We start from the raw sequence: 19764 nt of genomic DNA, 5'->3' as shown, positions 1-19764 counted from the left end.
CGGTACGGGCGATGCTCGACGACGTTGCATTGTCGCAAGCGGGCTCAGCCGGGCTCAGCCGGGCTCAGCCGGGAATGATCAGGTCGATTCCATAGGCGGCGATCGCCAGGCAGGCGGCGAAGCACACCACCGCCGTGGCCGCCGCCACCGTGTCGAGACGGCCGCGGCGCGCCCCGTGGCGCGGTGTGCCGCCACCGGCGCGGGCCCAGGCGGCGACGCCGAGGGAGAACATCACCACCACCAGGACGGTGACCCCGAGGCTGACCCCGAAGACCCCGCCGATCGTGCCCCAGGTGGTGCCCATCCGGATCAGCTCCTTGACGAGGGTCGTGGCCGGGTCAGACGGTCGTGTCCAGGGTGGGCTCGGCGGACTCGGGGACGCGCGGCTCGTTCACGTTGTCCGGGTTCACCGGGCGCCGGCGCGAGAGCACGTAGAAGCCGACCGCCGCCGCGACGGCGACGCCCGCCACCAGGGCCACCCCCGCGCTGCCCCGGCCCGCCACCCAGGCCGCGACCCCTCCCACGGCCGCCGCCGCGGGCAGGGTCAGCAGCCAGGACACCGCGATCCGCCCGGCGATCCCCCAGCGCACCTGGGCCAGTCTGCGGCCGAGCCCGGCGCCCAGGATGCCGCCCGTGCACACCTGGGTGGTGGACAGCGGGAAGCCCAGGTGGGAGGAGGCCAGGATCACCGAGGTGGCGCTCGTCTCGGCGGCGAAGCCCTGAGGGGGCTGGATGTCGGTCAGCCCCTTGCCCATGGTCCGGATGATCCGCCACCCGCCGACATAGGTGCCCAGCGAGATCGCCAGACCGGCGCTGAGCACCACCCACCACGGGGGTCCGGAGCCGTGGCCGAGCACGCCACCGGCGATGAGGGTGAGGGTGATGACCCCCATCGTCTTCTGCGCGTCGTTGGTGCCGTGGGCGAGGGCCACCAGGGACGCGGATCCCACCTGGCCCGCGCGGAAGCCCTTCCGCGCCACGGGGGCGGGCGCGCGGTGGGTGATCACATACGCGAGGTAGGTCGCCAGCACGGCCACCACACAGGCCACCACCGGTGAGGCGACCGCCGGAACCACGACCTTCTCGACGATCGCGGTGAAGCGCACCGCGGATTCCCCGGCGCCCACCCACACCGCGCCGATCAGCCCGCCGAACAGGGCGTGCGAGGAGCTCGACGGCAGCCCGGCGAGCCAAGTGATCATGTTCCAGAGGATGGCTCCGATCAGCCCCGCGAAGATCATGACCGGGGAGACCTTGGCGTCGTCGACGATGCCGCCTGAGATCGTCTTGGCCACTTCCGTGGAGAGGAAGGCCCCGGCCAGATTGAGCACCGCGGCGACGAGGACGGCGAACCGGGGTGACAGCGCCCCCGTGGCGATGGACGTGGCCATCGAATTGGCCGTGTCGTGGAAGCCGTTGGTGAAGTCGAAGGCCAGTGCCGTGAGGATGACGGCCACCAGAAGGAAGGAGACGGAATCCATTCCCGACCTCCCGCACCAGGAGTGGTCCGGCATATCGATCGCGTCGGACCGTCTCGTGACGACCGCTGTCTGATGTCCACGCTAAGCGCGGTGTCAGACGGGCGCCAACGCTGGCGCCCGTCCCAACGGCCGGGCCGGGTCGGCGCCGTGGGATACGGCCCCCGCCCGGCTCCGGTGCCGTACCGCCCCGCCGGTCGGACAGCTCACCGGCAGCTCAGGGAGGGGCGGGCGTTGAGCGTGCGCACATCGCCGCCCGTGGTGTCCCGGTAGGTGTCGGTGACGCGGGCGAGCTCCTCGGGGGTCCGCGCACCGGCCCGGTTCATGGCCCGATTCGCCCGTACGACGGCCGCCGTCGCCTCGCGGCGCTCGGTCTCGTAGCGGGCCAGCGCGGTGGGCACATCGTCCGCCCGCGCGAGTTCGCGGGCCAGGACGCGGGCGTCCACGACGGCCTGGGACGCGCCGTTGGCCCCCACCGGATACATCGGATGCGCGGCGTCGCCGAGCAGGGTCACCCGGCCGCTCCCCCACCACGGCAGCGGCTCCCGGTCGACCATCGGGTATTCCAGGATCTCGTCCCCGCCGGTCAGCAGACCGGGCACATCGAGCCAGCCCAGCCGCCAGTCCTCGAAGTACGGCAGCACATCGGCGAGCCGCCCGGCCTGGTTCCAGGCCGCCTCCCCGGTGAGCGGCCCGGGCTCGGACATCCGCACCTGGCAGACCCAATTGACCCGGCCGCCGCCGATCGGATACGCGACCAGTTCGGCATCCCCGTCGCGCACGATCACCATCGAGCGCCCGGTCAGAAACGGCTCGGCCGGTGTCGTGCCCCGCCACATCCGGATACCCGACCACAGCAGCGGACCGTCCTGCGGGTGCAGCGCGGCGCGGACCGCCGAGTGCAGCCCGTCGGCGCCGATCAGCGCCCGCGCGGCCGTCTCCTCGACCGTCCCCGTCGCCCGGTCGAGGACGCGCACGCGTACGCCCTCCCGCTGCCCCGAGTCGTCGAATCCCACCACCCGCGCCCCGGTGCGGACGGCGTCCGCGCCCAGGCGCTCGCGGACCGCCGCGAGGAGCAGCCGCTGGAGCTCCCCGCGGTGGACCGAGTACTGCGGCCAGCGGTAGCCCTGGGCCAGGCCCCGCGGCTCGGTGAAGATCCGCGTGCCGAACCGGTCGCAGTACACGTTCTCGGCGGTGGCCACGCCGATGGCGGCGAGCTCGTCGCCGAGGCCGAGTTCGATGAGCTCGCGCACGGCGTGCGGCAGCAGATTGATCCCGACGCCGAGCGGCCGGATCTCACGGGCGCTCTCGACGACCACCGTCTCGACCCCGGCCGCGTGGAGGCTCAGGGCGGTGGCCAGCCCGCCGATCCCGCCCCCGGCGATGAGCACACGCATCACTCGGCTCCGGCCTCGGAGCGGACCTCGGGGCAGTCCTCGGGGCGGATCTCTGGGCGGTCGATGATGCGCAGCCAGGTGCCGTCCGGCTGGCGGCGGGCCACCTGCACCCGGCCGCCGGTGTTGTCGGCGGGGCGGGTCGAGGTGAGGGCCAGATCGCCGTAGCGGACGGTCGGCAGCGCCTCCTCCACCCGGAAGGGGCGCGGGGCGTGCGCCAGCATCCGCTCGCAGACGGCGCGGATCGCCTCGCGGCCAACGGTCGTGGCACCCGGCGGGTAGGCGAGCACCGCGTCGGGCTCGTACAGCTCGGCCAGCCCCTCGGCGTCCCCGGCGTTGGCGCGCTCCACGAACAGCCGGGCCAGATCCTCAGGGGTGGTGGCGCGGGCACGGGTCTCGGTCATGATCGACTCCTTTCGTCCACCTCCACCCTCCGGCAGGCGCGACCAGAAGTCCAAGAGATGGTTGGTCTGGTTGCTAGAATCATTGGTTATGGAGCTGCGGCAGCTTGAGTACTTCGTGGCGGTGGCCGAGGAGCGGAACTTCACCCGGGCCGCGGAGAAGGTGCGTGTGGCCCAGCCGGGGGTCAGCGCACAGATCCGCCGGCTGGAGCGCGAGCTGGGCGAGCAGCTACTGGACCGCTCGGGCCGCTCGGTGCGGCTGACCGAGGCGGGCGCGGCGGTGCTCCCGTACGCGCGGGCCGCGCTCGCGGCGGTGGCGGGCGCCCGGCTCGCGGTGGACGAGCTGACCGGGCTGCTGCGCGGGCATGTGGCGGTCGGGACGGTCACCTCGCACAGCCTGGATCTGCCGGGGCTGCTGGCGGAGTTCCACGACGCCCATCCGGCGGTGGAGATCACCCTCACCGAGGCCACATCGGATGAGCTGCTGGAGGGTCTGCGCACGGGACGGCTCGACGCGGCGATCGTCAGCGTGGGCGCCACGACCCCGGCCGGTGTCGAGCTGGAGGTGATCACGGATCAGCCGATCGTGGCCGCGGTCGGCCCCGACCATGAGCTCGCCGTGCACTCGGCCATCTCGCTGGACACCCTGCGGGGCCGTGCGCTGATCAGCCTGCCGCGCGGCACGGGGCTGCGCACCCGGATCGACGAGGCGTGCGCGGCCGCCGGTTTCACCCCGCACATCGCCTTCGAGGCCAGCGATCCGGAGGTGCTGGCGCAGCTCGCCGAGCGAGGGCTGGGCGCGGCGATCCTGCCCGGAGCGTTCGCCGAGGCGCGGTCGGACCGGCTGCGGTCGGTCCGCATCGACCGGCCGGCCCTGCGGGGGCGGCTGGCCTTCGCCTGGCGGGCGGACGGCCCGAGCGGCCCGGCCGGCCGGGCCCTGGTCGAGCGCGCCCGCACCGCCTTGGCATCCACCTCGGCCGCTGAGCGCGCCGCCGGGTGAGCACTCGCCTTCCGTGCGCACACCGCACTCCCCGTTGACAGCTCACCAGTGCGGATTCCACAATTGCGCCCATGATCAGGCACCGGTTCGACGCGACGGGACTTCTACGCGCCCCGGACCGGACCGGGTGTGAGCGCTCGGGCCTCTAACCGGGACTCTCCGCATCCCGCGGCCACCGCCCCCGCGCCCCCGAAGCCACGCCGGTCATTCCTCTCGCGATCGCCGGTCGTCCCCTGACGATCCGGACATCGCGACGCTCCGGAGGACAATCCCGTGGTCTCCCCCGCGGCACGAGGGCACCTCCCCACCCCGCCTGCCCCCCTGTCCGCTGTCACGCACGAGGAGACGCCATGACCGTCGTCGACACTCCACCCACGACTCTGCGCGAAGCCACCATCCCGCCGGACGGCATGTACGAGGGCCCGCGCATCCTGCGGCGGCTGCCCGAGGGATGGGAGGAGCGTCCGTACGAACGGTTCGAGATCGTGCCCCTCGGACGCGTCATCGGCGCCGAGATCCGCGGCCTCGACCTCTCCCGGCCGCTGGAGCCCGCGCTGCGCGAGGAGCTGAACCGCGCCCTGCTGGAGTGGAAGGTGCTCTTCTTCCGCGGCCAGCACCTCACCTCCGAGCAGCAGCGCGGATTCGCCCGCCACTGGGGCGAGTTGGAGACCAATCCACTGCTCGCCGCCGGTTCCAGCGAGGACGTGGTCCGCTTCGACAAGGCGTCCGGCACCACGCCGACCTTCGAGAACATCTGGCACACCGACGTCACCTTCCGCACCCGGCCCGCGCTCGGCGCCGTGCTCCAGTTGCGCGAGGTGCCGCCGGTGGGCGGGGACACCATGTGGGCCGACATGGCGGCGGCGTACGACAACCTCCCGGCGGAGGTGAAGGAGCGCGTCGACGGCGCCACCGCCGTTCACGACGTCATCCCCGGCTTCATCCGCTTCTACGGACCGGAGCGGCTGGCCCCGTTCCAGGAGATGTTCCCGCCGGTGGAACACCCGGTGGTGCGCACCCACCCGGAGACCGGCCGGCGGATGCTGTTCGTCAACACCTCCTTCACCACCCGGATCACCGGGATGGAGCGGGAGGAGAGCGACCGGCTGCTGAGCTTCCTGTGCCGGCAGGCGCATGTCCCGGAGTACCAGGTGCGCTTCCACTGGCAGCCGGGCGACATCGCGTTCTGGGACAACCGCGCCACACAGCACTACGCGGTCAACGACTACGCCCCGCACCGCAGGGTCGCCGAACGCGTCGCCATCGAGGGCGACCGGCCGTTCTGACCTCGGCCGCTCCGCCACGGCCCCTGATCCGGCGATTTTCGGCCATCCGCGCGAGCCCGTACCCGGCGCGGGCTTGTTCCCGGCGGATGAAACGATGCACGGCAGCGGCCACATCGGAGGTATAACCATTGCGGAGTGGTCAGTTGACGAGCCGATGGAAGGGGACGGGTGCGATACCGGGTCCTGGGGGCGCTTGAGCTGCGCGACGGCGAGGGGTGGGCATCCCTGGGGCCGGCCAAGTGGCGGACGCTGCTCGCGGTGCTGCTGTGCCACGCCAACCAGACCGTCTCCACCGAACGGCTCCTGGACGAGCTCTGGGGCGAGGACCGGGCGCCCCAGAGCGCCACCAAGCTGCTGCAGACCTATGTCTCCCGGCTCCGCCAGACCCTGGGCGACGAGGCCGGGAAGACCCTGATCACCGAGAAGCAGGGCTACAAGGCGCAGGGCTACCGACTGGCGGTGGAGGCCGCCGAGTTCGACGCCCACCGCTTCGAGCAGCTCGTCGAGGAGGGGCGGCGGGCCCTCGACCGGGAGGCGCCCGAGACCGCGGCGGAGCGGCTGCGCGAGGCGCTGGCGATGTGGCGCGGCACCCCGTTCGCCGATGTGCCCCCGGCCCCGGCGGTGACGGCGGAGGCCACCCGGCTCGAGGAGTGCCGGCTGCAGGCCGTGGACGCCCGGATCGACGCGGACCTGCGGTGCGGGCGCCATACGGCCGTCCTGGGCGAGCTGGAGGCGCTCACCGCCGAGCATCCCTTCCGCGAGGAGCTGCGCGGCCGGCTGATGCTGGCGCTGTACCGGTCCGGGCGGCAGGCCGACGCCCTGGCCGCCTACCGCGATCTGCACCGGCTGCTGAGCGAGGAGCTGGGGGTCGAGCCGACCCCGCCGCTGCGCGACCTCCACGAGCGGATCCTGAACGCCGACGCCTCCCTAATGGCCGCGCCCGCCCCGGATGCGGACCGGCCCGACCCCGCCGCCGCTGCCCGCAAGGCCCACCGGGGCCCACGCCAACTGCCGCCCGCCAGCCCCGCGTTCACCGGCCGCCACGGCGAGGTCGCGGTGATCCGGGCGCTGATGGACGCGGCCGGGGACCCGGAGGCGGGCGAGGGCGGACGGTCCATGGTGCTCGCGGCCATCGACGGCACCGGCGGGGTCGGCAAGTCGACCCTGGCCATTCACGCCGCGCACCAGCTCGCCGACCGCTTCCCCGACGGCCAGCTCTATGTGGATCTGTACGGGGCGACCGCCGGACAGTCGGCCCTGGACCCCGGCGAGGTGCTCGGCCGGTTCCTGCGCGCCCTCGGCGTGGACGGCTCCAGCGTGCCGACCGACACCGACGAGGCGTCCGCGCAGTTCCGTTCGCTGGCGGCGGGCCGGAGGCTGCTGGTGATCCTCGACAACGCCGCGAGTGTGGACCAGGTGCGGCCGCTGATCCCCGCCGGGCCGGGCTGCGCCGCGCTGGTCACCAGCCGCGAGATGCTGACCACCCTGGAGGGCGCCACCCATCTGCACCTGGATGTGCTCCCGCAGGACCAGGCGGTGGCGCTGCTGGAGCGGGTCGTGGGGGCGGAGCGGGTGCGGGCCGAGCCCGCCGAGGCGGCGGAGATCACCCGGCTGTGCGGCTGGCTGCCGCTGGCGCTGCGGATCGCCGGTGCCCGGCTGGCCGCCCGTCCCGCGTGGCCGCTGCGCACCCTCGTGACCAAGCTGACCGACGCCCGCGGCCGGCTGGACGAGCTGCGCTTCGGCGATCTGGCCGTCCGCGTCAGCTTCCAGGTGAGCTACGAGGGCTTCCGGCTCGGCCGGCGCTCCGACGACCTGGACGCGTTCCGCGCCTTCCGGCTGCTCAGCCTGGTGCACGGGCACGATGTGAGCCTGCCGGTGGCCGCCGCGCTGCTGGACCTGCCCGCCGACCGCACCGAGAACGCGCTGGAGCGGCTGGTCGACGCCCAGCTCCTGGAGAGCCGGGACTCCGTCCGCTACCACATGCACGATCTGCTGCGGCTGTTCGCGTCGGAGCAGGCGGAGCAGGAGGAGCCCGCGGCGGAGCGCTCGGCGGCGCTGGAGCGGGCGCTGTCCTGCTACGCGGCCACCGCCCAGCAGGCGGTCACCCTGCTCGACCCGCTCCGCCCCTGGCCCCGGCACCCGGTCGAGGGCCCGGCGGTGCCGCTGACCGGCCAGGACGAGGCGGAGAGCTGGCTGAAGGACGAGCTGCCCAATCTGCTGGCCGCCGTCGCGCACGCGGCCGAGCCCGCCCAGCCCGAGCCGATCGCGCGCCTGGGGCTGCGGCTGGCGCGGGCGCTCCAGTGGTTCCTCTTCCCCCGGGCCCACGCCCAGGATCTCCAGACGGTCAACGAGCTGGCCCTCGAGACCGCCCGCCGCCTGGGCGACCCGGAGAGCGAGGCATGGGCGCTGGACGGCCTCTCCGCCGCGTACTGGCTGCAGCACAGCTATGACGAGGTACGCACCGCCCTGGAGTCGGCGCTGGAGATCTGGCGCGAACTGGGCCACCGGGAGGGCGAGTTGCGCACCGCGTGCAATCTCGCGGACGCGCTGTGCGAACTGGGCCTGTACGAGGAGGCCATCACGGTGCAGGAGCGGCAGTTGGCCCTCGCCCGGGAGGCCGGGGATCTACCGGCCGAGGTGATCGGCCTGGGCAACCTCGGCCGGGCCCACCGGGGCCTGGGCCGTCCCGAGGACGCCCTGACCTGTTTCAAGGAGAGCCTGGAGTACGCCCGCCGCACGGGCAACATCCACCATGAGGGCTTCGCCCTCTACGAGATCGGGATCACCTACATGGAACAGGGCAGGTTCCCCGAGGGCCGGGCCCATATGGACCAGGCCCTGCCCGTGTGGAAGCGCCCCGGTACGTACGAGAGTTGGCGCGGGCACACCTGGAGCGGGCTCTTCCCCGCCTGTATGACCCTGCAGATCGGCCCCGGCCCGCGCTGAGGCGGGATCCGGGGCGGACGTCGGGCGAAGCGGCCGGGGCTACGGCTTGCGGGCCACCCCGCCGTAGGCCCAGACCCGGCTCGGGTCGGACTCGGCGCCGATGCCGGGGCGCCAGGAGGGCAGTTGCACCAGCCCCGGGGCGAGCAGGTCGAGCCCGGTGAAGAACTCCATGATCCCGGCCCGGTCGCGGGCGACCAGGGACACCGGGCCCTCGAAGCTGATGACCTCCCAGTCCCGGTCGGTGTCGAGGGTGAAGTCACCGGTGGCGTGGGAGAGGACCAGACAGCTGCCGGGCGCGGCCCAGTCCATGAGCCGGCGGACGATGCCGACGGGGTTCGCCAGGTCCTCGATGTAGTCGAGGACGAGCGTCAGCAGGATCGCGACCGGCTGTGCGGGGTCGAGCAGCCGGCGCAGCTCCTCATGGCCCAGGAGGTCCTCGGGCGAGCGGATGTCGGCCTTGACCATCGTGGTGCCGGAGACGGAGAGCCGGGCCTGGCCGTGGCTCGCCACGATGGGGTCGTTGTCGGCGTAGACCACCCGGGCCCGGGGATTCACGGCCTGGGCGATTTCATGCACATTAGGGGTCGCCGGCAATCCCGCGCCGATATCCAGGAATTGGCTGATCCCATTGGCGGCGAGATGACGGACGGCACGGTGCAGAAATCTCCGATTGGAGAGCGCGGTGTCGCGGACTTCCGGTGCGACACCGAGAAATCGCTGAGCCTGCTCGTAATCGGCGAGGTAATTGTCCTTGCCGCCGACGAGATAGTTGTAGACCCTGGCCGGGTTCGCCTCGCTGACCGCAAGACGTCCGTGGTCGGCCGGCCGCCACTCCCTCGTCCTGAGCCCGATGCCGGGTCCGCTGCTCTTCATCGTGATTCCCTTACCACTAGCACTGCCTCGCCTCACCGCCGACGGCTTGCGGATCACTGCGGGTGCGGAGCCGCGCCCGGACGCCACGTGACCGTCTTCCTCGGCCCCGGTTCGGCCCAGGCGACCGGATCCCGCGCCCACAGATGGAAGGGCAGGTCGACATCCGCGGACACCCGGCTGAGCTGGCCCCAGGAGTACGCGCCGGAGTGGGCCGCGGTGGCCTGGAGTGCCGCTTCGAGACAGGCACGGGCGGTGCGTTCGGCCCGGCAGGTGCCGCTCGGGCCGGACCCCTCCACCCCGCCGCAGAGCTGGAAGGTGCTCCAGGCGTAGAGGGGTTCGTCCTCGACATGAGGCTGATGCTGCTGGTCGACGTTCACAGGTCCTCTCCAGACGCGTCCCTACCGGGCGGCTGTAGCGATGCGTCCAGCATGGAAGAGGGCGGATCAGCGGCGGTATACCGGCGGTAAAGCGGCGGCCGCGGCGGCTCGACCGGGTCCGCCCCGGTCGGGGTACCGCCGCGGCCGCATCGCGTTCCGCGTGAGAAAAGGCCCTGGTCACACACCATATGGCGGCATGGCGTGGGCCCGGGGCCGCCCGGTCACTCGGCGAGCCAGGCCAGGACCTCGCGGTTGATCCGCTCGGGCCGCTCCAGGTGGAGGAAGTGCCCGGTGCCGTCGACCAGTTCCATCCGCGAGCCCGCGGGCAGGTGGTCCCCGGCCCCCTGGACCACATCGGCGCCGATGCAGCCGTCGTCGGTGCCGTGCAGATAGAGGATGGGGACCTCTCCGGTCCGGGTGACGGCCTCCTGCTCGGCCGCGTACGCCGCCACATGGCGCGACGGGTCGAACAGCGCCCGGTAGTAGCCGATCGCGGCGGCGAGGTGGGCCGGGTCCCGCAGGCTCTCCTTGACGTGCGCGATGTCCTCGGCGGCGTCCTTGTACCCGGGCGACCAGTCGCGCCACAGGCCGTCGATCAGGGCCATGTCGTGCGCCGCCGCGCCGGCCTCGGCCAGCGGCGTCTGGAACAGGAAGATGTAGAAGGAGCGCTTGAACTGGCCGTAGTCATAGTTGAAGAAGTCGGCCAGCACCCCGCCCAGCGGGGGCACCGACATCGTGACCGCGCGCCGCCAGCGCTCGGGGGCGCTGCCGGTGGCGCCGTACGCGGCGATGGCGCCCCAGTCGTGGCCGATGAGCACGGCGTCGCCGTCGCCGCCGAACGCCTCGTGGAGCGCGTTGGCGTCCGCGGCGATCGCCCCCGCCTGGTAGGCGCCGTCGGCGGGGATGCCGCTGGGCGCGTAGCCCCTCATGAAGGGCGCTACGGCGTGGTAGCCCGCGTCCGCCAGCTCGGGAAGCAGATGACGCCAGGAGTGCGCGGAGTCCGGGAAGCCGTGCAAGCAGAGCGCCAATGGGGCGTCGGCCGGGCCCGCTTCGAAATACCCGAAATCAAGTCCATTTGCGTTGATGTTCTTCAGCTCTGTCACGCCCGAGGATGCTAATGCACCGTCAGGACGCCGTCCATGTATGGCCGGAACGGGCTGCGCGCCGGGCCCGGGAAGTGGCAGACTGCGCGATACCGTCCGGAAATTCGATGACGCACCGCGTGTTTTCGCCGGCCGAGCCCCAGGGAGGCCCGATGACCAGCCCGAGCAGCCCCGTCGCGGACCACCGCGATGCGATGATGCACCGCGGATTCCTCTACCGCGACGAGGAGGAAGTGGTCGACGTCTGCGTCCCGTTCCTCCGCGAGGGCCTGGAGGCGGACGACGCCGTGGCCGTCGTCGCGGCCACCTCCAACATCGACGCGCTGCGGGACGCGCTCGGGCAGGACGCCAAGGCGGTGCAGTTCGAGGAGGCGCTCAGCTGGTACCAGCACCCGGTCAAGACCATCGCCGCCTATGACTCCTTCGTGAAGGCCGAGAAGCCGCGCCGGGTCCGGGTGATCGCCGAACCGGTGTGGCAGGGCCGCACCCCGCTCGAGGTGGTGGAGTGGGCGCGCTACGAGTCGATCGTCAACGCGGCCTTCGCCCACTCCGGCGCCCGCGCCATCTGCTGCTACGACCGGCGTCTGCTGCACCCCGAGATCCTCGCCTACGCGCGCCAGACCCACCCCGAGATCATCGACGGCCACGGGCCGGAGAAGAGCGACGCCTACACCGACCCCGGCCCGTTCAGCGCCACCTGCGACCGGCGCCCCCTGCCGTCCGCCCCGCGGACGGCCGAGTCCGTGTCGATCGTCTCGACCGATCTGGACGCCGTGCGCACCTTCGTGGCCGAGCGGGCGAGCCGGCACGGCATGGGGCATGACGCGCTGCGCAACATGATCGCGGCCGTGAGCGAGGTGTCCATCACCGCGATCCGGCACGGCGATGCCCCGGCGCGACTGAGCACCTGGGTCCACGACGGCGATCTGGTCTGCGAGATCTCCGGGCCCGGCCACTGGTACCCGGACGCGCTGTGGGGCTTCACCCCGCCGGCCGACTCCGAGCCCGGGTTCGGACTGTGGGGTGTCCGCATGCTGTGCGACGTGGTGCAGATGCAGGCCGACGCGGACGGCACCCTGATCCGGCTGCGCACCCGGATCTGACGCCGCGTCGGCCCGCCCGCACACGCACGACCCGGGTGGAAGATCCGCCAGGACTTGAGGCGGGCGACGCCACGCCCGGCCGGGGAGGGGCGCGGTCAGACCTGCGCCTGGCCTCCGTCGACGAACCATTCGGCGCCGTTGACGAAGCTGGAAGCGTCCGAGGCCAGGAACGTCGCCACGGCGGCGATCTCATCCGGGCGGCCGATCCTGCCGAGCGGCACCTCCGAGGCGAACTGGTGGAGGTCCGGGCCTACGGCGCCGACCAGGCCCGGGGTCTCGGTCGGGCCGGGGCTCAGCACGTTCACCCGGAACTTCCGTTCCTGCGCGCTGAGCGCCCAGCTGCGCACCAGGTTGCGCACCGCTGCCTTCGATGCGCCGTAGATCTCCAGGCTCGGTCCGGGGCGGAGGACGGTGGTCGATCCTGTCACGACGATCGAGGCGCCGTCCGACAGCAGGGGCAGCGCCTTCTGCACGGTGAAGATCGTGCCCTTCACGTTCGTACCGAAGGTGGCGTCGATGGCTTCCTCTGTGATCTCACCGAGACGCTGAGGGACAGCGCTGCCGGCGTTGGCGACAAGCACGTCGATGCGGCCCGCCTCCTCGCGCACGACCGAGTAAAGGTCATCGAGGTCCGTCTGTACCGAAACGTCGGTCCGCACACCGGTGGCCGCCGGCCCGATCTCAGCGACGGCCGCGTCGAGCGGCTCCTGACGGCGACCGGCCAGGAACACCCGTGCCCCCTCCGCGGCGAACCGCCTGGCGATGGCAAGCCCAATGCCGCTGTTGGCTCCGGTGACCACCGCCACCTTGCCTGCGAGTACTTCCGTCATAACGCGCCCACTCCTCAATTCTTGACTGGTTCGTCCATAACGCTAACCGTTATGGACGAACCAGTCAAGAATGGCTAAGCTGTCCCCATGGCACGACCTAGGAAGTTCGACGAGCAGCAGGTACTGGACACTGCCCGGGAGCGGTTCTGGTCGGGTGGGTACGCCGCCACGCGTATGGAAGACATCGCCGAGGCAACCGGGCTCGGCAAAGGCAGCCTGTACGGCGCCTTCGGCGGAAAGCAGGAACTGTTCCACCGCGTGTTCGACGATTACTGCGGCTCCGTCGTCGATGCTGTGAGCCGGCAGCTGCGCGGCAACGACGCGGACGCCTACGCGCGGCTGTCCGCCCACGTGTACGCGGTGGCGGCGGCGACTGCCGCGGACACCGCCCGCCGCGGATGTCTGTTGGCCAAGGGCGCCGCCGAGCTGGCCGAACACGACGAGACGGTGGCCAAGCGGGCGCGCGCGGCCATCGAGGCGCTGCGGGCGCTACTGGAGGACGACATCGCAGCCTGTCAGCGCAATGGCGATCTTGCCGCGGACGCGGATCCGGGAAAGCTGGCCGCGCTGGTGCTCGCCGTACTGCGCGGCATTGAAGCGCTGGGCAAGGCCGGAGCGAGCGAGGAGACGCTGACCGATATAGCCCGGACAGCCCTTGCCGTACTGCCCCGCCCCGCTCACTGAGCTTCTTCACACCCACCGGATCATCCGTATCCGCGAACGCCCGGCAGCGCGCCCTCATCGCCCAAGGGCTCGCCCAGGAGTCGGACCTCCTGTTGCTGGACGAGCCCACCACGGGACTCGACCCCGAGGCACGAGAGCGGATCGCGACGCTGCTGACGGAGCTGGTCACCGACGGAGTGACCGTCGTCCAGGCCACCCACGACCTGGAAGCCGCACGCTCGGCCGACGCCTGCCTCCTGCTCCACGACGGTCACCTGGTCGGACAGGGGGACCCCGAGCAGCTTCTCACCGCCTCGACGCTCGCCCGGATCTGGCAACCGGCGTGAGACGGCGGTGACCACGCCTACCGTGACCATCACCGCCACACCTGTCGTGGCCACTTCACCAGCCCTGGAGACCGGCCTGCTGGCCGCCGTGGACCGGAGCTGCGACGTGACGCGATGACGACGGTCGCTCGTAGCGGACCACGGGCTTGCCATAGCGCGTAGTGGGGCGGTGAGGCGGGTGGGACTCGAACCCACGGCCGACGGATTATGAGTCCGCCGTGTCCGGCTTCCCGCTCGCTGCCCGATGCCGCCTCCGCGCCGGGGTGGGGCCCGGGCCGTGCCGGTCATGGCTGCCGGCCTGGCGGGCAGCGTCGGTGCCGGATGCGGCCGGGCCGGTGCGGAGCGACACTGGCGGGGAGGGCAACAGCCGTGATGCGGAGTGTGCGTATGGATGGGCTGCCATCCGTCTGGGAGAGCGCGCGATGAACACGCCCCACCGGCGCCGGGACGCCCAGGGCACCCCGAGGGTGCGGGACCTGCCCACCCGCATCGACGCCACCGGCACCCGACGGGAGACGGACGCGCTGGGGAGCGTCGAGGTCCCGGCCGACCGGTACTGGGGCGCCCAGACCCAGCGGGCCCTGGTCCACTTCGCGATCGGTGACGACCGCGTGCCCAAGGCGGTCTACCACGCGTACGGCTATGTGAAGAAGGCCGCCGCGCTGGTCAACGGCCGGGAGGGGCGGCTGGCCGGGTGGCAGGCGGATCTGATCGCGCATGTGGCCGACGAGGTGGTCTCCGGCGCGCTGGACGACCACTTCCCGCTGTATGTGTGGCAGGCCGGCTCCGGCACCCAGACCCATATGAACGTCAACGAGGTCATCAGCAATCGGGCGATCCAGCTGGTCGGCGGCGTCCTGGGCAGCAAGGAGCCGGTGCACCCCAACGACCACGTCAATCTGGGCCAGTCCTCCAACGACACCTTCCCCACGGCCATGCACATCGCCGCGGTGCGCGTCCTGCACGACCCGCTGCTGCCACAGGTCAGCCTGCTCCAGGAGGCCATCGCCGCCAAGTCCCGCGCCTGGTACGACATCGTCAAGACCGGCCGCACCCATCTGCGGGACGCGGTCCCCCTCTCCGTGGGGCAGGAGTGGTCCGGCTACGCCGCCCAGCTCTCCGACGCCCTGGAGCGGCTGCGGGCCACCCTGCCGGATCTGTACCAGCTCGCCATCGGTGGCACGGCGGTCGGCACCGGTCTGGGCGCCCCCGAGGGCTTCGGCCCGGCGGTGGCGCGGGAGATCGCCGGGGCCACCGGCCATCCGTTCAAGGTGGCGTCCAACTCCTTCGCGGCGCAGAGCGGTGTGGACACCATGGTGGCCGCCTCCGCGGGGTTGCGGGGCCTCGCCGTCCCCTTGATGAAGATCGCCGACGATATCCGCTGGCTCGCCTCCGGCCCGCACGGCGGGATCGGGGAGCTGACGCTGCCCGCGAACGAGCCCGGCAGCTCCAGCATGCCCGGCAAGGTCAATCCGACCCAGTGCGAGGCCATGATGATGGTGTGCACCCAGGTGCTCTCCGACGACGGCGCCGTGGCACACGCGGGCACCCGGGGGAACTTCCAGCTCAACGCGGCACGGCCGCTGGTCATCAGCGACTTCCTGCACTCCGCGCGCATCCTCGCCGACGCCTGCGAGAAGCTGCGCGCGTACTGCGTCGAGGGCATCGAGCTGAACCGCGAGCGGATCGACGAGTATCTGGCCCGCTCGCTAATGCTGGTCACCGCGCTGTCCCCGCGGATCGGCCACGACAGGGCCGCCGAGATCGCCCGTAAGGCCGCGGCCGAGGGAACGACCCTGCGCGAGGCGGCCATCGCCAGCGGCCACATCGGCGCCGAGGACTTCGACCGGATCGTGGACCCCCGGAAGATGGCCCGCCTGCGCGACGGCTGAGCTCATCGGCGTATCCCGTGCTCGGCCAGCGGCCCCACCTCCAGACCCGCGGCCCGGCACTCCGCCACCACCGCGGGCAGCGCGGCCAGCGTGGCGCGCCAGCAGCCCGTGGCCGCGGCGCGGTCGGTGTCGTGCAGCAGAACGGTGGCCCCGCCGCGCAGATCGCGCCGTACGGCGGCGGCCACCGACCCCGCAGTGGCGTCCTCGGTCCAGTCGCGCCCCCAGGCCGACCAGAGGACGGGGGTGAGCCCGGCCCGTGCCGCCGCCAGCCACCGGCCGCCGGTGAGGATGCCGTACGGCGGCCGGTACCACCGCGGCACCGCGCCGGTGGCCAGCCGGATCGCACGGGCGGCCCCGGCCACCTCGTGGGCGTCCCTGGACACCGTGGGCAGCCAGGGGCGGCTGTGGGTCCAGCCGTGGACGGCGAGTTCATGGCCACGGCGGACGATCTCCAGCGTGGTGCGCGGGAAGCGCGTCACGCCGTCCCCCAGGACGAAGAAGGTGGCACGGACACCGAGCTCGTCGAGCACCTGGAGGAAGCGCGGGGTGGTGCGCGGATCGGGTCCGTCGTCGAAGGTGAGGGCCACGTGGTCGCGCCGTCCGCGGCCCGCCAGGGCGGGAAAGAGGGCGCGCCGGGGCCCGGGCAGCCAGGTACCGGCGGGGGCGATATGCGCGGCCGCCGCGAGCAGCGCGGCGTTGCGCACCAGGACACCGGAGCGGTGGCGCACGCTCATGGTGTTCCCTCGCCGCCGCCGGGGCTGCTCCGCCCGCCGGGCAGCGGTGTCCCGGTGTTCCGCGGCGGTCCGGGGACGGCCTGGTCCCAGCCGCCGCACATGGCGGGCGAGCGGGTCAGGCCCACGATGCCGGCCGCCATCAGCAGGATTCCGGCCACTTCGGGCACGATGCGCAGCCCCAGCTCGGTGCGCTCGCCGAACAGCACCCAGCCCAGCGCGATGCTGACCAGGGCGTCGCCGAGGGTGAGCGCGGGCTGTGAGGCGGCCAGGGTGCCCGCGCGCAGGGTGCTCTGCAGCAGCAGGAAGCTCAACAGTCCCACGGCGCACACCGCGTACAGCGGCCAGTCGGTGAGGACCGCGACCACCCCACCGGCGAACCGCCCGGTCAGCTCCTTGATCAGCGCCGCCGTGCAGGCGAAGCAGGCGGCAGTGGCGCTGCCGAGGGCGGCGGCGCGTGCGGCCCCGCGCAGCACCCGGGCCACCGCGATCAGGGCGCCCGCGGCGATGGCCACCACCACGCCCACGGGCATCCAGCGGCCGCCCAGCGCCGTGGGCGAGCCGCTGGAGGGGGCGGCCGCCACCAGGAAGAGCGCGAGCCCGGCGGCGAGCATCACGAACGACAGCCAGGTCCGGCCGTCCGGGCGGTGGCGGAACACCAGACTGCCGACCACCAGGGTGAACAGCAGCTCGCTGACCAGCAGCGGCTGGACCACCGAGAGCCGCCCGACCGCCAGCGCGCCCACCTGCGCCACCGCCGATGCCACCATCGCGGCGAGGCCGGCCAGCCAGAACGGGCGGCGCAGCAGCCGCGCCAGCCGCAGCAGGTTCCGCATCGGCCCGCCGTCGCCCCGCTCCTCCCGGGCCTGGTCCATCGCGGCCCGCCGCTGCAGTACCGAGGCCGCGCCGTTGCCCAGGGCGGACAGCAGGGCCAGCACGACGGTCAGGGCGCTCACCGGGGGTCACCCGAAGCGGGTGGCCAACCGGTGGTACAGCCGGGGGGCCAGGGCCCGGACCACCGCGGGCAGCCGCAACCAGGCCGGTACGTACACCTCGTCCCGCCCGCGCTCGACGGCGTCCCAGACCGCGTCGGCGATCCGCTCGGGCGGCAGCGGGCGGGGCAGTCGGCGGGTGTACGGGGCGCCGCGCCGGGCGAAGAACGGAGTGTCCACCACGCCGGGGACCACATGGGTGACACGCACACCGGCCCGGCTCAGCTCGTGGCGCAGGGCGTCGGCGAAGACGCCGAGCGCCGCCTTGGCCGCGGAGTACACCGCCTCGCCCCGCACCCCGACGGTCCCGGCCACCGAGCCGATCAGCACGATGTGTCCGCGCCGCTCGGCCTCCATCCGGGGGACGACCATGCGCACCAGGCGCATCGCGGCGAGCAGATCCACGCGGACCACCTGGTCGATGGCGGCGGGCGGCATGGTGGCGAAGGGGCCCGCCCAGCCCACACCCGCCCCCGCGACCAGCAGATCCACCCGTCCGGCGGCACGGAGGGCGTCCTGGACAAGCGCCTCCGGGCCCTCCGGCGCGGCCAGGTCGACGGGGAGGGCGAGGGCCGATGTCCTGGCGGCCACTCGGTCGAGCCGTTCCCGGTGGCGGCCGCTGACCAGCAGCCGCCACCCGCCCTCGGCCGCGATCCGGTCGGCGATGGCGGCCCCGATGCCCGAGGAGGCCCCGGTCACCAGCGCGACCCTCGTCCCGGTGGCTGCCGGATGCCCGGTGTCCCGCACATGGCCGCGATCCAGGGGGGTGTCCGGGAGGGGGCGGATCATGGCATCTCCCTGTCTCGCCGCCGACCGGCCGCTGGTCCTGGGTCACCGGCCGTCGAGCGCGCGGTTTGACGGCATGCGGAGCGGATACCTCCAGTGAGCCATGAGGAGCCGCCCCTCGCACCATCGGAGGTGGTCATGCACCCGCCGTCGGCACGCTTTCTCGTTGTCAGCGCCGGGATGGGAGCCGGACATGACGCGGTCGCCGCCGAGCTGGTCCGCAGGCTGGAGGACCGGGGTCAGGGGGCAGGCCGGGTGGATGTGCTGGAGTTGCTGCCGCACCGGATCGGGGCGGGGCTGCGTTCCTTCTATCGGACGACCATCCGCCGCGCCCCGGTGGTGTACGAGGGCATCTACCGGGCGTTCTTCCGCCCCGGCAGGGGCCCCCGGCCGGGCAGCGCCCCGCTGGCCGCGCTCGCCGAGGACCGGCTGCTGGCCCTGGTGGAGCGGGAGCGGCCGGATGTCGTCGTCCCGGTGTTCCATCTGGCCGCTCAGCTCACCGGCAGGCTGCGGGCGCGCGGGGCCCTGGGGGTGCCCAGCGCGGTCGTGGTGACGGATTTCGCGGTGCACCGCCAGTGGCTGCACCCGGGCAACGATCTGCATCTGTGTGTCACCCCGGACGCCGCGGACACGGTACGCCGGGCGCTGGGCCGCCCGTCGGTGGTCACCGGACCGGTGGTGGCGTCGCGCTTCTTCGGCCCGGCACGGGGGGCGGCGCGGTGGCGGCGGCACCTGGGCGCGCTCGGGCCCAGGAGGCCGCCGGTGCTGCTGTCCGTGGGCGCGTGGGGCGCGGGCACACGCGTGGCGGACACCGCGCGGCTGGTGTCCGGGGCGGGGTATCTGCCGGTGGTGCTGTGCGGCCGGGACGAGCGGCTGCGGGCCGAGCTGTCGCGCCGCCCGGGAGTGGCGGCCCTCGGCTGGGAGCCGGACATGCCGGGTCTGCTGGCCGCCGTACGGGCCGTGGTGGACAACGCGGCCGGTCAGACCGCGCTGGAGGCGCTGGCCACCGGGGTGCCCGTGATCGGCTACCGCCCCATTCCGGGCCATGGTCGCGAGGGCGTCCGGCGGATGGCGGCGCTGGGGCTCTCGGACCACGCGCGGGACTCGTGGGAGCTGGTGCGGCTGCTCGATGGGCTCACCGAGCCCTCCGCGTGGCGGGATCGCCGTGTCGCGGCGGGCCACCGGCTGTTCGCCGACGACGCCGCCGTCCGGCTGACCGACGCGGTCGCCCGAACGGCCGCGAGGTGAATTTCCGCGCACGCGATGCCGTCCGTGCCGACCGGCCGACGGCGAGTGGTGGCATGATCGGCCCCGACCCATCCGACTTCGGGAACGCCGCGTGGAGCACCGAACCCCATGCGCGAGTTGTCCCCGTGCGGTCCCGCGGGAGTTCCCGAACGACTGACGGAGGCACCGCCCGATGGGAAGTCATCTCTTCGCCGAGCTGGCCCGGCGCACCCTGGCCGACGCGCGCCACGAAGTGGAGGTCTACGGACAGGAGATCCCCGAGTACCGGTTCGTGGAGCACGACGGCCGGCGACGAGCCGAGGCGCTGGACTACG

Annotated in this window: 18 protein-coding genes, 1 tRNA gene and 1 pseudogene; 8 read left to right on the top strand and 12 right to left on the bottom strand. The window is 73.0% G+C overall.

The annotated features are described in order from the left end of the window. Nucleotides 1–64 precede the first annotated feature (64 nt). The 4 genes from ACZ6TD_RS44070 to ACZ6TD_RS44055 all read right to left on the bottom strand — a co-directional run bounded on the left by ACZ6TD_RS44070 (nucleotide 65) and on the right by ACZ6TD_RS44055 (nucleotide 3276). Nucleotides 65–304 carry a hypothetical protein gene (locus tag ACZ6TD_RS44070; protein ID WP_471347316.1) on the bottom strand — a complete coding sequence of 80 codons (240 nt, stop codon included), beginning with the start codon at nucleotides 302–304 and terminating at the stop codon, nucleotides 65–67. A gap of 34 nt (nucleotides 305–338) precedes the next feature. After that, nucleotides 339–1481, bottom strand: coding sequence for an inorganic phosphate transporter (locus ACZ6TD_RS44065; RefSeq protein WP_471347314.1), 1143 nt, complete (start codon nucleotides 1479–1481; stop codon nucleotides 339–341). A gap of 203 nt (nucleotides 1482–1684) precedes the next feature. After that, on the bottom strand, nucleotides 1685–2875 hold the full coding sequence (locus tag ACZ6TD_RS44060) for a flavin-dependent oxidoreductase (protein ID WP_471347312.1): 1191 nt from the start codon (nucleotides 2873–2875) through the stop codon (nucleotides 1685–1687). Continuing rightward, nucleotides 2875–3276: a YybH family protein gene (locus ACZ6TD_RS44055; RefSeq protein WP_471347311.1), complete on the bottom strand. Its 402-nt coding sequence runs from the start codon at nucleotides 3274–3276 to the stop codon at nucleotides 2875–2877. Before ACZ6TD_RS44055 ends, ACZ6TD_RS44060 begins: the two co-directional genes overlap by 1 nt. Before the next feature lie 88 nt (nucleotides 3277–3364). Here ACZ6TD_RS44055 and ACZ6TD_RS44050 point away from each other — a divergent pair, with 88 nt between their 5' ends. The 3 genes from ACZ6TD_RS44050 to ACZ6TD_RS44040 all read left to right on the top strand — a co-directional run bounded on the left by ACZ6TD_RS44050 (nucleotide 3365) and on the right by ACZ6TD_RS44040 (nucleotide 8505). Further along, on the top strand, nucleotides 3365–4273 hold the full coding sequence (locus tag ACZ6TD_RS44050) for a LysR family transcriptional regulator (protein WP_471347309.1): 909 nt from the start codon (nucleotides 3365–3367) through the stop codon (nucleotides 4271–4273). Between the two features lie 350 nt (nucleotides 4274–4623). Beyond that, on the top strand, nucleotides 4624–5559 hold the full coding sequence (locus ACZ6TD_RS44045) for a TauD/TfdA dioxygenase family protein (RefSeq protein WP_471347308.1): 936 nt from the start codon (nucleotides 4624–4626) through the stop codon (nucleotides 5557–5559). Nucleotides 5560–5727: 168 nt separating this feature from the next. Next, the gene (locus tag ACZ6TD_RS44040; RefSeq protein WP_471347306.1) at nucleotides 5728–8505 is read left to right on the top strand and encodes an AfsR/SARP family transcriptional regulator; all 2778 of its coding nucleotides are present in this window, start codon (nucleotides 5728–5730) and stop codon (nucleotides 8503–8505) included. Between the two features lie 39 nt (nucleotides 8506–8544). On the opposite strand, the gene ACZ6TD_RS44035 is transcribed toward ACZ6TD_RS44040, so the two are convergent. From ACZ6TD_RS44035 to ACZ6TD_RS44025, 3 genes are all read right to left on the bottom strand, one after another. Continuing rightward, nucleotides 8545–9378: an SAM-dependent methyltransferase gene (locus ACZ6TD_RS44035; protein ID WP_471347304.1), complete on the bottom strand. Its 834-nt coding sequence runs from the start codon at nucleotides 9376–9378 to the stop codon at nucleotides 8545–8547. Between the two features lie 53 nt (nucleotides 9379–9431). Next, nucleotides 9432–9755, bottom strand: coding sequence for a hypothetical protein (locus ACZ6TD_RS44030; RefSeq protein WP_086881829.1), 324 nt, complete (start codon nucleotides 9753–9755; stop codon nucleotides 9432–9434). A gap of 221 nt (nucleotides 9756–9976) precedes the next feature. Continuing rightward, nucleotides 9977–10858 (bottom strand): alpha/beta fold hydrolase, encoded by an 882-nt coding sequence (locus tag ACZ6TD_RS44025; RefSeq protein WP_471347301.1) that lies wholly within the window; start codon nucleotides 10856–10858, stop codon nucleotides 9977–9979. Between the two features lie 152 nt (nucleotides 10859–11010). On the opposite strand from ACZ6TD_RS44025, the gene ACZ6TD_RS44020 reads away from it, so the two are divergent. Further along, entirely contained in the window at nucleotides 11011–11961 is a 951-nt protein-coding gene (locus tag ACZ6TD_RS44020; RefSeq protein WP_471347300.1) for an anti-sigma factor RsbA family regulatory protein, read from the top strand. A gap of 95 nt (nucleotides 11962–12056) precedes the next feature. Here the strand turns inward: ACZ6TD_RS44020 and ACZ6TD_RS44015 are convergent, their stop codons facing one another. Then, nucleotides 12057–12791, bottom strand: a complete 735-nt coding sequence (locus tag ACZ6TD_RS44015) for an SDR family NAD(P)-dependent oxidoreductase (RefSeq protein ID WP_471347298.1) — start codon at nucleotides 12789–12791, stop codon at nucleotides 12057–12059. An 87-nt stretch (nucleotides 12792–12878) separates the two neighbouring features. Between ACZ6TD_RS44015 and ACZ6TD_RS44010 the strand changes: the two genes are divergently transcribed. Both ACZ6TD_RS44010 and ACZ6TD_RS44005 read left to right on the top strand, forming a co-directional pair. Then, nucleotides 12879–13475: a TetR/AcrR family transcriptional regulator gene (locus tag ACZ6TD_RS44010; RefSeq protein ID WP_471347296.1), complete on the top strand. Its 597-nt coding sequence runs from the start codon at nucleotides 12879–12881 to the stop codon at nucleotides 13473–13475. A gap of 26 nt (nucleotides 13476–13501) precedes the next feature. Continuing rightward, nucleotides 13502–13801, top strand: a pseudogene (locus tag ACZ6TD_RS44005) (AAA family ATPase); the annotation flags it as partial. A 170-nt stretch (nucleotides 13802–13971) separates the two neighbouring features. Here ACZ6TD_RS44005 and ACZ6TD_RS44000 read toward each other — a convergent pair. Further along, nucleotides 13972–14055 (bottom strand) — tRNA-Ile (locus tag ACZ6TD_RS44000). Between the two features lie 168 nt (nucleotides 14056–14223). On the opposite strand from ACZ6TD_RS44000, the gene ACZ6TD_RS43995 reads away from it, so the two are divergent. Further along, complete coding sequence (locus ACZ6TD_RS43995) at nucleotides 14224–15693, top strand: class II fumarate hydratase (protein WP_471347294.1); 1470 nt, start codon at nucleotides 14224–14226, stop codon at nucleotides 15691–15693. Between the two features lie 2 nt (nucleotides 15694–15695). Here the strand turns inward: ACZ6TD_RS43995 and ACZ6TD_RS43990 are convergent, their stop codons facing one another. The 3 genes from ACZ6TD_RS43990 to ACZ6TD_RS43980 are packed head-to-tail and all read right to left on the bottom strand — an operon-like array spanning nucleotide 15696 to nucleotide 18205. After that, complete coding sequence (locus tag ACZ6TD_RS43990) at nucleotides 15696–16427, bottom strand: polysaccharide deacetylase family protein (protein ID WP_471347293.1); 732 nt, start codon at nucleotides 16425–16427, stop codon at nucleotides 15696–15698. After that, the gene (locus ACZ6TD_RS43985; protein WP_471347292.1) at nucleotides 16424–17380 is read right to left on the bottom strand and encodes a DMT family transporter; all 957 of its coding nucleotides are present in this window, start codon (nucleotides 17378–17380) and stop codon (nucleotides 16424–16426) included. The genes ACZ6TD_RS43990 and ACZ6TD_RS43985 overlap by 4 nt, the downstream gene beginning before the upstream one ends. 6 nt (nucleotides 17381–17386) lie before the next feature. Continuing rightward, nucleotides 17387–18205, bottom strand: coding sequence for an SDR family NAD(P)-dependent oxidoreductase (locus ACZ6TD_RS43980; protein WP_471347290.1), 819 nt, complete (start codon nucleotides 18203–18205; stop codon nucleotides 17387–17389). A 135-nt stretch (nucleotides 18206–18340) separates the two neighbouring features. Between ACZ6TD_RS43980 and ACZ6TD_RS43975 the strand changes: the two genes are divergently transcribed. After that, nucleotides 18341–19450, top strand: coding sequence for an MGDG synthase family glycosyltransferase (locus ACZ6TD_RS43975; RefSeq protein WP_471347288.1), 1110 nt, complete (start codon nucleotides 18341–18343; stop codon nucleotides 19448–19450). The last annotated feature ends 314 nt before the right edge of the window (nucleotides 19451–19764 follow it).

Source organism: Streptomyces yongxingensis (assembly GCF_055597465.1).
The sequence above is the reverse complement of the archived record's forward strand: the minus strand, read 5'-3'. Positions and strand labels throughout refer to the sequence as shown.

What these genes read in the sequence shown, in the direction of transcription:
- ACZ6TD_RS43975 (WP_471347288.1), top strand. Translation starts at nt 18,341, where the DNA reads ATGCACCCGCCGTCGGCACGCTTTCTCGTTGTCAGCGCCGGGATGGGA.
- ACZ6TD_RS44050 (WP_471347309.1), top strand. Translation starts at nt 3,365, where the DNA reads ATGGAGCTGCGGCAGCTTGAGTACTTCGTGGCGGTGGCCGAGGAGCGG.
- ACZ6TD_RS43990 (WP_471347293.1), bottom strand. Translation starts at nt 16,427, where the DNA reads ATGAGCGTGCGCCACCGCTCCGGTGTCCTGGTGCGCAACGCCGCGCTG.
- ACZ6TD_RS44035 (WP_471347304.1), bottom strand. Translation starts at nt 9,378, where the DNA reads ATGAAGAGCAGCGGACCCGGCATCGGGCTCAGGACGAGGGAGTGGCGG.
- ACZ6TD_RS44045 (WP_471347308.1), top strand. Translation starts at nt 4,624, where the DNA reads ATGACCGTCGTCGACACTCCACCCACGACTCTGCGCGAAGCCACCATC.
- ACZ6TD_RS43980 (WP_471347290.1), bottom strand. Translation starts at nt 18,205, where the DNA reads ATGATCCGCCCCCTCCCGGACACCCCCCTGGATCGCGGCCATGTGCGG.
- ACZ6TD_RS44065 (WP_471347314.1), bottom strand. Translation starts at nt 1,481, where the DNA reads ATGGATTCCGTCTCCTTCCTTCTGGTGGCCGTCATCCTCACGGCACTG.
- ACZ6TD_RS44010 (WP_471347296.1), top strand. Translation starts at nt 12,879, where the DNA reads ATGGCACGACCTAGGAAGTTCGACGAGCAGCAGGTACTGGACACTGCC.
- ACZ6TD_RS44015 (WP_471347298.1), bottom strand. Translation starts at nt 12,791, where the DNA reads ATGACGGAAGTACTCGCAGGCAAGGTGGCGGTGGTCACCGGAGCCAAC.
- ACZ6TD_RS43995 (WP_471347294.1), top strand. Translation starts at nt 14,224, where the DNA reads ATGAACACGCCCCACCGGCGCCGGGACGCCCAGGGCACCCCGAGGGTG.
- ACZ6TD_RS44020 (WP_471347300.1), top strand. Translation starts at nt 11,011, where the DNA reads ATGACCAGCCCGAGCAGCCCCGTCGCGGACCACCGCGATGCGATGATG.
- ACZ6TD_RS44060 (WP_471347312.1), bottom strand. Translation starts at nt 2,875, where the DNA reads ATGCGTGTGCTCATCGCCGGGGGCGGGATCGGCGGGCTGGCCACCGCC.
- ACZ6TD_RS44055 (WP_471347311.1), bottom strand. Translation starts at nt 3,276, where the DNA reads ATGACCGAGACCCGTGCCCGCGCCACCACCCCTGAGGATCTGGCCCGG.
- ACZ6TD_RS44070 (WP_471347316.1), bottom strand. Translation starts at nt 304, where the DNA reads ATGGGCACCACCTGGGGCACGATCGGCGGGGTCTTCGGGGTCAGCCTC.